The sequence below is a fragment of the Amycolatopsis sp. 3B14 genome (assembly GCF_050958625.1).
GTDB lineage: Bacteria > Actinomycetota > Actinomycetes > Mycobacteriales > Pseudonocardiaceae > Amycolatopsis_E > Amycolatopsis_E thermoflava.
On the sequence record NZ_JBHZEN010000128.1, the window covers coordinates 1 to 9453 of the forward strand.

The following is a 9453-nucleotide window of genomic DNA, read 5'->3' on the forward strand; positions in this document are numbered from 1 at the left end:
CCCGAACAGCACACCTAGAGCCGCAGGTGGTCCCGCAGCCGCCGGGCGACCCGCGCCATCACGGCCTCCGCGCCGGGCTGCTGCGCCGCCGCCACGCGCGACTCGGTCAGTGCCACCACCGCGAACGCCTGCCCGTCGGCGTGCTCGACCACCCCGATCTCGTGCCGCAGCGTCAGCAGGGTCCCGGTCTTGGACGACCAGATCGACGCGTCGGAGACGAAGTCCGGCGCGAGCCGGTGCCGGACCACGTTGTGCCGCATGAGTTCCCGCACCCGGGCGGCGACTTCGGCGGGGATCGCCGACGGCGTCCACAGCGCCTGCAGCAGGTCCGCGAACGCCCGCGCCGAACCGGAACTCGCGCGCGTCACGTCGAGCTGTGGGATGCGGTGCCCGCGCCCGGCGGTGCCCGCGTCCACGGCCAGCGCGTACGCCAGGTGCACCTCGCCGCGCTCGAAGCGTTCCGCGGGCGTGTCCGCCAGCTCCTGCACCGGGTGCCGGACGGTGATGCCCTCGATGCCGAACCCCTTGAGGATCCGGGCGACCTCCGGCGGCGGGGTGAGGCCGAACAACGCGTCGGCCGCGACACCGTCGCTGATCGCCGTGCTGAGGTAAAGCAGATCGTCGACGGCGACGCGCGCCGGGTGGCGGAACCGGCTCAGCCCGGTCGGGCCGGGGGTGGTGATGCGGCCGGGTTCGATGTCCAGCTGCGTGGCGCCGTCGAGTTCGCCGAGCCGGATCCGTTCCAGCGTGGCGACCGCGAGCGGCACCTTGACCAGCGACGCGGACGGCCACTGCGCGTCCGGCTCGATCGCGATCTCCTCGCCGCTGCGCAGGTCCCGCACCAGAAACGAGCCGCGCAGGCCGGCGTCGTCGAGCTGGTCCCGCAGCTCGCGCAGCAGCGCTTCGGTGTTCACGTCTCCCCCAGGCATCGGCCGATCGACCGCGACAGCGGCCGCAGGCGCTCGCTGTCGTCACTGTACGTGGTGGCCAGTGCGTAGCCGCGGACCAGGCGCACCTCGCCGAGCGGCCGCCAGTGCAGGTCCAGCTCGGCGGCCTGCGCCTCCGAACAGAGCAGGAGGTCGGCGGTGCCGAGCACGTCGGCGACCGCGGTGACCAGCGATTCCGCGGTGACGACCTGTGAGGGCCGCAGACCGAGGGCGTCGCGCAGGTGGGTGAGGCGGTCGCGGATGTGCGGCACGTCGTCCTCGGGTTGCAGCCACACGCGCCGCGCCGGGCCGTCGTCGCCGCGGCCGACGCGCAGGGTTTCCAGGTAGACGGTGTGCGCGGCGGGCGGCACCGCGGCGGCGACGCCGAGCGGCACCCGCCAGCGGGCTTCGTCCTCCGGGACCGCGGTGAGGGCCGCGCGGACCTCCTGGGTGCGGACGAGGCCGGCGCGTTCGGCGGGCGGCGCGGGGCGGAAGTCGAGGACGAGGTCGTGGTCGCGGGCTTCGGCGTCGAGGTGGGCGAGGTCGCGGGCGGAGCACCAGTCCGGCACGGCCAGCCGCAACGGGCGGCGGCGCGCGCGGCGGGCGTCGTGTTCGAAGGCGTCGGCGAGGCGGACCAGCCGGGCGGCCGCGGGGAGCACGTCGCGGCCGAACGGCGTCAGCACCGCGCGCCGGGTCGAGCGGTCGAAGAGCCGGTCGCCGAGGTGCTGTTCGAGCGCGGCGATGCGGCGGCTGGCGACCGGCTGGGGGATGCCGGCCGCGGCCGCGCCGAGGGTGAAGCTGCCGCGCTCGCTGACGCTGACGAAGGCCCGGCAGGCGCCGACGAGATCCACGCCGCGCATCTTATGCCGGATCCGCATGGAAACTGTCTTTTTCGTCTTCGACGGCATCGATCGGGCGCGGAAGGCTGGCGCCATGCTTGTTGGAACTCTTCGCGCTGTCGTGGTCATGCTCGTGTTCGGGCTGGTCGGGGCGTGCGCCGCGGAACCTCCCCCACCTCCGCCCGCCGCTTCGACGGTCGCGCCGGCGTCGCAGGTGGACTTCGCCGATCTGGAAGCGCGGTTCGACGCGCGGCTCGGGGTGTACGCGATCGACACCGGGACCGGACGGGAGATCGCGCACCGGGCCGACGAACGGTTCAACTACGCGTCGGCGATCAAGTCGCTGCTGGCCGGCGCGGTGCTGCGGCGGAACGTCGACCTGGACAAGGTGGTGACCTACACCGACGCGGACATCCAGCCGAACTCGCCGGTGACGAAGGACCGGCGCAGCGTGACGGTGCGCGAGGCGGCCGAAGCGGCGCTGCTGCAGAGCGACAACACGGCGGCGAACCTGCTCTTCGCCGAGGTGGGCGGCCCGGCAGGGCTGGCGGCCGTGCTGCGCGAGATCGGCGACACGACGACCCACCCGGACCGGCTCGAGGTCGAGCTGAACTCCGCCATCCCCGGCGACGTCCGGGACACGAGCACGCCGCGGGCGATGGCGGGCAGCCTGCGAGCGTTCCTCCTGGGCGACGCGTTGCCTGCCGACAAGCGGGATCTGTTGGTGGGGATCATGCGCCGCAACAAGACCGGGACGGAGCTCATCCGCGCCGGCGTGCCGTCCGAGTGGCCGGTGGCGGACAAGACGGGCACCGGCGACTACGGAACCCGCAACGACATCGGGGTGATCTGGCCCCCCGGGCGCGCGCCGATCGTGCTGGCACTGATGTCGAGCCGGACGACCGCCGACGCTTCGTACGACAACAAACTGCTCGCCGAGGCGACCTCACGGGTGGTGGAAGCGCTGCGGTAGATGCGTTTCTTGTCGTGATCGTGGCTGGGCCAGTCGTGCGCGCACGGCTGGCCCAGACCAGCAAGCCAGCGGTCCACACGCGGCGAACATCCGGGTTACCGCTCCTGCTTGGATGGTCGTCAAGTGACGATCAACCGGGCCGCCGCTCCGACTCAGCGGTTGGCGGCGCGGTTGGGCCAGTCATGCCCGCACCGCCGGCCCAGCCACCCGGCAAACCTCAGCCCAGCAACTCCTCCACCAGCCGTCGCGCGTAGGTGGGCGACAGGCCGTCCGGGCGGAACAGGATCCGGTACATCATCGGCGCCACCACGTGGTCCAGCACCGTCTCCGCCTCCGGCGCCGCCTCGCCCCGCTGGGCCGCTCGCGCCAGGATCACCGAGATCTGGTCCGCGGCGTACGCCGAGCACCGGCCGGCGTTGGTGTCGTCACCGAGCAGCGCGTCGCGGATATAGGCGCGTCCGGGCTGCGCGGACATCTCCTCCAGGAACTGCTCGGCCCACGCGGCGAGATCGGCCCCCAGCGAGCCGTGGTCCTCCGGCGGCGAGTCGGGCCGGAGGCGTTCCACCGCGACGTCCGACAGCAGCTCGTGCAGGTCGCCCCAGCGGCGGTAGATCGTCGACGGCGTCACGCCGGCCCGCGCGGCGATCAGTGGCACCGTCAGCGCCTCCCGTCCGGCTTCGGCCTCCAGCGCGCGAACCGCGGCGTGCACGGATTCCTGCACCCGCGCGCTGCGGCCGCCGGGGCGCACCATCGGCTTGCGGCTCACGCCTCCAGCTTAACGCAACGAATGTGCGTCAAGCGTGGCCCGCGCCCAGGCCCGGACCCGCTCCTCGAACCCCGCCGCCGGAAACGTCCCGTCCTGCGCGACGTCGGCGATCGTGACCTCGAACGACCCCGCACCACCCGGCGGCGCATCGAACTCCGGGAGCGCGCCGCGGGCCCGGTGCGAGTTGGCCCGGCGGACCGCCGCGGTGAGACCGGCCACCGCCGGGCGGCCGCCGTCCGCGAAGGCGCGCACGATCGCCCAGTTCCGGCCCCGGTCCCGCTCCGGCACACGGCTCGGGTGCTGCAGCAGGAAGCACGCCACGGTCACCCCGTGCAACGGCCCCCACGGCTCCCGCCGCGAGTGGTCCAGCGCCAGCACGACGTGGAACAGCTCCTCGCAGGGACCGGCCCCACCACACTCCGCACAAGCCATGTGCCCGAACCTAGGCTCTCCACCGGCTGGAGGGTCAACTCTCGAACGCCCTGCCCAGCCCCAGCACCACGCCGTCGCCGCCGGCGCGGCCGATCAGCTGCATCCCGATCGGCAGCCCCGCCCGGTCCTCCCCGACGGGCACGGTCAGCGACGGCAGCCCGGTGATGTTGGCGGGTGCCGACAGCCGCACGTACGCGTCCGCGACGCTCTCCGTCGTCCCGTCCGGCCACGTCACGCTTTCCTGCCCCACCGGCACCGCGGTGACCGGCACAGCCGGGGCGGCGATCACGTCGACCGTCTCCATCAGACGCGACCACTCGCGCCGCATCAGCGTCCGCGCGCGTTGGGCCCGCAGGTAGTCCACAGCGGACATCCGCTGCCCGGCCTCGAGCAGCACCCGCACGTCCGCGGCGTAGAGCTCGGACACGGCCTGCACGGTCGGCTCGTGGTAAGCGCTTGCTTCCGGCACCATCAGTCCCCATTGGACACCCTGCACGTACCGCGTCATGGGGATTTCGACGTCCACCAGCCGCGCCCCGAGCGCCTCCAGCCCGCGGATCGCGGACCGCACCGCTGTTTCGACCTCGGGGTCGACGCGGTCGAAGTAGTAGTTCCCCGGCACGCCGACCCGCAACCCGGACGGCTCCACCGCAGACACTCCACACAGGACGCCCATCACCAGCGCGGCGTCCTCGGCGGTGCGCGTGATCGGCCCGACGTGGTCCAGCGACCAGGACAGCGGCACCACCCCCTCCCGCGGCACCAGGTCGTAGCTCGGTTTGAGCCCGACGACCCCGTTCAGCGCCGCGGGCACCCGGATCGAGCCGCCGGTGTCGGTGCCCAGCGAGAAGGTCGCCATCCCGGCCGCGACCGCCACCGCGGACCCGCCGCTCGACCCGCCTGCGATCCGCCCGCCGTCGCGGGCGTTGACCGTCTGCGGCGTGATCAAGCCGTAGGCGAACTCGTGCGTGTGGGTCTTGCCGACCAGGATCGCGCCGGCCCCCGCCAGCCGCGCCGCGACCGCGCTGTCCGACCCGGCCCGATGCCCGGCGCGCACGCGGGAACTCGCGGTGGTCGGCAGCCCGGCGACGTCGATCAGGTCCTTGAGCCCCATCGGGATCCCGTGCAGCGGCCCGCGCATCCCGCCCGCCGCGATCTCGCGCTCGGCCTCGCGGGCGGCGTCCCGGGCGCGGTCGGCGGTGACGGCGACGTACGCGCCGAGGCGGGCGTCGGCCTCCTCGATGCGGGTCAGCACGTCGTCGACCAGTTCGACCGGGGACAGTTCGCGGTTCCGCACGGCCGCCGCCGCGGCGGCCAGGGTGAGGTCAGCTGGCCGCATCGGACCCTCCCGCCTGGTAGACCGCGGCCGGTGCGGTCTCGCCGAGGTCGAGCTCGCGCAGGACGGCGACCACGGTGTCGATGTGGTCGGCGGTGGCCACCACCTCGGGCCGGTCTTCGGATGACATGGCTCTCCTTCTAAAGCTAAGTGTTTGCGTTAACCTTAACGCAAACACATTGCGTTTAGGAGGTGCCATGTGGGTCGTGGGTGACATCACCGTGCAGCGGGTCGACGAGGTGCTGCTGCCGCCCGAGACCGGACCCTGGCTGCTGCCCGGCGCGACGGCGGACGTCGTGAACCGGCACGACTGGCTGCGGCCGGACTTCGCCGACGGCGACGTGCTGCGCCTGGCCAGCCACAGCTTCGCGGTCACGGCAGGCGGTCTGCGGATCCTGGTCGACACCGGCATCGGCGACGGCAAGCAGCGCGCCAACCCGGCGTGGCACGACCTGCGGACCGGCTACCTGGACCGGCTCACGGCGGCGGGGTTCGCGCCGGAGTCGGTCGACCTGGTGGTGCTCACGCACCTGCACACCGACCACGTCGGCTGGAACACGCGTCTGGTGGACGGCGAGTGGGTGCCCACCTTCCCGCGGGCCCGCTACCTGACTTCGCGCGCCGAACGGGACTTCTGGTCGGGCTACGACATGGACGAGCCGCGGCGGCAGATGTTCCGCGACTCGGTCGAGCCGGTGGCGGACGCGGGGCTGCTCGACCTGGTGGACGTGCCCGGCGGCGGCGTCGAAGTCGCGCCCGGGGTGCGGCTGGTTCCCACGCCCGGCCACACGCCCGGGCACGTCGCCGTGCGGTTGACCAGCGGGAACAGCAGCGCGGTGATCAGCGGTGACTGCGTGCACCACCCGGTCCAGCTGGCCCACCCGGGGATCACCAGCTGCGTCGACATCGATCCGGCGCTCGCCGAATCGACCCGCCGGTCGCTGCTGGCGTCGCTGGCCGAGAGCGGAACCCTGCTGCTGGGCACGCACTTCCCGCCGCCGACCGGTGGCCGCGTCGTCACCGCGAACGGAGGGCTGAAATTTCTGCCGGCGTGATGTCGAGTCCCGTCGTCGCCGTTCGTCCTCGGGTCGAACCGAGGAAAGGAGTCGGCGATGGAACTGATGGAGCAGTACCGGCGGGCGCAGGACGGGCTGGACGCGGTGCTGGCGGCGGTGCCGGACGACCGGTGGGACGTGCCGTCGATGTGCGCGGAGTGGACCGTGCGGGACGTGGCCGGGCACTTGATCTGGGGGCAGTGGCAGCTGCGGGCGTGGGCGGCGGGCGAGCCGGACCCGGACCGGTCGGGCGCGCCCGGATCGCCGCGGCCGGGCACGTGGACCGGCGACGACCCGGTGGAGACGTGGCGCAAGGCGAGGGCGGCGTCAGTGCCCGCGCTCACCGGGGAGGCGCTGGCCAGGACCACGACGATCACGGGCATCGGCGAGGTGCCGCTGGCCGCGGTGGTGCCGCTGATGATCACCGACACGGTGGTGCACAGCTGGGACATCGGGCACGCGTTGGGGATGGACCTCCGGCTGGACGCGGACCTGGTGGCGCTGGCGGCGGACTGGGCGCGGCAGCACGTCGTGCGGCGGCCGGGGTTCTTCGGCCCGGAAGTGACGCCACCGCCGGACGCCGATGAGCAGACGCGGATGCTGGCGTTCGTGGGACGCCGCGTGTGAGGGGAGCCTGACAGCGGACGCGCCGGGCGGGCCGGCGCCGCTTCGGCGCGCGGCCGCGGGCCGGGCGGCGGGTGGTCCGGCCCGCCGAAGCCCCGGGCCACCCCTGCGGCGGCGCACGTTGCCAGCGGCTGGAACCTGAGGTGTCAAGGCCTGGTGGGTCGGCCGTCCGGTGGGCCGGATGCTGCCGCGCTTCGGCTCACTACCCCGGGGCGCCCGGCCCAGTCGTCCGTGAAGCACCGCCTCAGCTTCGGCGGCTCGTCTGGAACCGCTGCTGGTAGGCCCTCGGCGAGACGCCCGTGTGCTGCACGAACACGCGCCGCAGGGACTCCGCGCTGCCGAAGCCGCTCGCGTAGGCCGTGGCGGTCACCGGGTGACCCGCGTCCAGCAGGGACTTCGCCGCGTCGAAGCGGATCAGTTCCACGTACTTGGCCGGTGTGGTGCCCAGTTCCTCCTGGAAGAGCCGCGTCAGGTGGCGGGTGCTCAGGCCCGCCCGCGCGGCCAGGCTCGGCAGCGAGTGGTCCCCCGCCGGGTCCGCCGCGACCGCGTCGCACACCGCGCGCAGCGGCGGGGTTTTCGGGACGGGGCCGCGCAGCGACGGCGAGAACTGCGACTGCCCGCCAGGCCGCTGCAGGAACACCACCAGCGACCGCGCGACGCGGCGGGCCAGCTCGGGCCCGTGGTCGCGCTCCACCAGCGCCAGCGCCAGGTCGATGCCGGCCGTGACCCCGGCCGAGGTGAACACCGGCCCGTCCTCGACGAAGATCGCGTCCGGCTCGACCTGGATCGCCGGGTGCGCGCGGGCCAGCGTGGCGGCGTGCTGCCAGTGCGTCGTGGCCCGGCGGCCGTCCAGCAGCCCCGCCGCGGCGAGCACGAACGATCCCGTGCAGATCGACGCGACCCGCTTCGCCCGCCCCGCGATGGTCCGCGCCGCCTCGGCCAGCTCCGGCGGGACGGCGTGCGCGGGGAACACGTCGCCGCCCATCACCAGAGCCGTGTCCAGCGGGCCGGTGTCCGCCACGTCGGCGTCGACCGGGATCCGCATGCCGGTCGACGACGACACGTCCCGCCCGCCGACCGAACACAGCACCAGCCGGTAGTCCGCGCCGAACCGGTTGGCCTCGGCGAACACCTCGCTCGGCCCGGCCACGTCGAGCAGCTTCACCTCGTCGAACACCAGTAGCGCCAGCCGCCGCACGCGCACCTCCACACGTCCCGATCTGTGGAGAGTACGTCGCGAATCGAGGAGCGCCGGCCGCCCCGCCGCTGCGACGCTCGAAGCGACCAGAAAGGACACCACCGATGACCACCGTGATCGCCGGCATCACCATCCCCGACTCCGCCCTCGCCGCCGAAGCCACCGAACTGGTCCGCGACGCGACCGACGACCTGCTGTTCCACCACTCCCGCCGGGTGTTCCTGTTCGGCTCGCTGCAGGGCCGCCGCCTCGGCCTGACCGCCGACCCGGAACTGCTCTACGTCGGCGCGATGTTCCACGACCTCGGCCTCACCGAGAAGCACCGGGGCACGACGCAGCGGTTCGAACTCGACGGCGCGGACGAGGCCCGCCGCTTCCTCGAATCCCACGGCGTGCCCGAAGAGTCCGTGCGGAAGGTGTGGGAGGGCATCGCCCTGCACACCACCCCTGAGGTGCCGTGGCGGCTGGAACCCGAGGTCGCCCTCGTCACCGCCGGGGTCGAGACCGACGTGCTCGGCATCGGCCGCGAGAAGCTGGCCGAGTCCGACCTCGCGGCCGTCGTCGCCGCGCACCCGCGCCCGGACTTCAAGCGCCGCATCATCCAGGCCTTCGCCGACGGCTTCCGGCACCGCCCGGACTCCACCTTCGGCACCGTCAACGCCGACGTCCTCGAACACGTCGACCCCGGCTTCCGGCACATCGACTTCGTGGAGGTGATCCTCGGCAACGGCTGGCCGGAATGAGCCGGTGACCTCCTCCCACAACCACCGGTGGTCCGGCGACGCGTGTCGTTTGTTGGACCGCCGGGCGGCGCGTCGGGTCCAATGCTCGCCGCCGGGAACGTCCAGGAGGAGTTGGCGGGATGCGATCGTTCGTCCACCTGCACGTGCACACCGAGTACTCGATGCTCGACGGTGCGGCGAAGATCGCCCCGCTGTTCGCCGAGGCGAGTCGTCTCGGCATGCCCGCGGTCGGGATGACCGACCACGGCAACATGTACGGGGCGGACGAGTTCTACCAGCAGTCGCGCAAGGCCGGGCTGAAGCCGATCATCGGGATCGAGGCCTACATCGCGCCGGAGTCGCGGTTCATGAAGCGGCCCGTGTTCTGGGGTCAGGACCAGGGCGGTGATGTCTCGGGTGGTGGTGCGTACACGCACATGACGATGCTGGCGGAGAACGCGACGGGGTTGCGCAACCTGTTCAAGCTGTCGTCGCTGGCGAGTATTCAGGGCTACTACCGCAAGCCGCGGATGGACCGGGAGCTGATCGCGGAGAACGCCTCCGGCATCATCGCCACCACCG

General features: G+C 73.1%; 12 protein-coding genes. 5 read left to right on the forward strand and 7 right to left on the reverse strand.

Features of this window, described 5'->3' with window-relative positions; all coding sequences use genetic code 11:
* Positions 1-14: 14 nt before the first annotated feature.
* The gene (locus ACCP09_RS39975; RefSeq protein ID WP_027931205.1) at positions 15-914 is read right to left on the reverse strand and encodes a serine hydrolase; all 900 of its coding nucleotides are present in this window, start codon (positions 912-914) and stop codon (positions 15-17) included.
* On the reverse strand, positions 911-1786 hold the full coding sequence (locus ACCP09_RS39980) for a LysR family transcriptional regulator (protein WP_378337159.1): 876 nt from the start codon (positions 1784-1786) through the stop codon (positions 911-913). Before ACCP09_RS39980 ends, ACCP09_RS39975 begins: the two co-directional genes overlap by 4 nt.
* A gap of 73 nt (positions 1787-1859) precedes the next feature.
* Here ACCP09_RS39980 and bla point away from each other — a divergent pair, with 73 nt between their 5' ends.
* Positions 1860-2738, forward strand: coding sequence for a class A beta-lactamase (gene bla / locus ACCP09_RS39985; protein WP_433754298.1), 879 nt, complete (start codon positions 1860-1862; stop codon positions 2736-2738).
* 217 nt (positions 2739-2955) lie between these two features.
* Here the strand turns inward: bla and ACCP09_RS39990 are convergent, their stop codons facing one another.
* From ACCP09_RS39990 to ACCP09_RS40005, 4 genes are read right to left on the reverse strand one after another with little or no spacing between them, the layout of a single operon-like run.
* Positions 2956-3504 carry a TetR/AcrR family transcriptional regulator gene (locus ACCP09_RS39990; protein WP_123683041.1) on the reverse strand — a complete coding sequence of 183 codons (549 nt, stop codon included), beginning with the start codon at positions 3502-3504 and terminating at the stop codon, positions 2956-2958.
* A gap of 9 nt (positions 3505-3513) precedes the next feature.
* On the reverse strand, positions 3514-3936 hold the full coding sequence (locus ACCP09_RS39995) for a DUF5946 family protein (RefSeq protein WP_433754300.1): 423 nt from the start codon (positions 3934-3936) through the stop codon (positions 3514-3516).
* A gap of 34 nt (positions 3937-3970) precedes the next feature.
* Positions 3971-5275 (reverse strand): amidase, encoded by a 1305-nt coding sequence (locus ACCP09_RS40000; protein ID WP_433754302.1) that lies wholly within the window; start codon positions 5273-5275, stop codon positions 3971-3973.
* Entirely contained in the window at positions 5262-5402 is a 141-nt protein-coding gene (locus ACCP09_RS40005) for a hypothetical protein (RefSeq protein ID WP_433754304.1), read from the reverse strand. The genes ACCP09_RS40000 and ACCP09_RS40005 overlap by 14 nt, the downstream gene beginning before the upstream one ends.
* Before the next feature lie 67 nt (positions 5403-5469).
* On the opposite strand from ACCP09_RS40005, the gene ACCP09_RS40010 reads away from it, so the two are divergent.
* Entirely contained in the window at positions 5470-6327 is an 858-nt protein-coding gene (locus tag ACCP09_RS40010) for an MBL fold metallo-hydrolase (RefSeq protein WP_433754306.1), read from the forward strand.
* Positions 6328-6384: 57 nt separating this feature from the next.
* Complete coding sequence (locus ACCP09_RS40015) at positions 6385-6954, forward strand: TIGR03086 family metal-binding protein (RefSeq protein WP_027931212.1); 570 nt, start codon at positions 6385-6387, stop codon at positions 6952-6954.
* A 241-nt stretch (positions 6955-7195) separates the two neighbouring features.
* On the opposite strand, the gene ACCP09_RS40020 is transcribed toward ACCP09_RS40015, so the two are convergent.
* The gene (locus tag ACCP09_RS40020; RefSeq protein ID WP_400985194.1) at positions 7196-8149 is read right to left on the reverse strand and encodes a GlxA family transcriptional regulator; all 954 of its coding nucleotides are present in this window, start codon (positions 8147-8149) and stop codon (positions 7196-7198) included.
* 104 nt (positions 8150-8253) lie between these two features.
* On the opposite strand from ACCP09_RS40020, the gene ACCP09_RS40025 reads away from it, so the two are divergent.
* Together ACCP09_RS40025 and ACCP09_RS40030 are read left to right on the forward strand one after the other, a co-directional pair.
* On the forward strand, positions 8254-8892 hold the full coding sequence (locus ACCP09_RS40025) for an HD domain-containing protein (protein WP_400985192.1): 639 nt from the start codon (positions 8254-8256) through the stop codon (positions 8890-8892).
* A gap of 119 nt (positions 8893-9011) precedes the next feature.
* On the forward strand, positions 9012-9453 hold a 442-nt coding region (locus ACCP09_RS40030; RefSeq protein ID WP_433754309.1), incomplete at its 3' end, for a PHP domain-containing protein.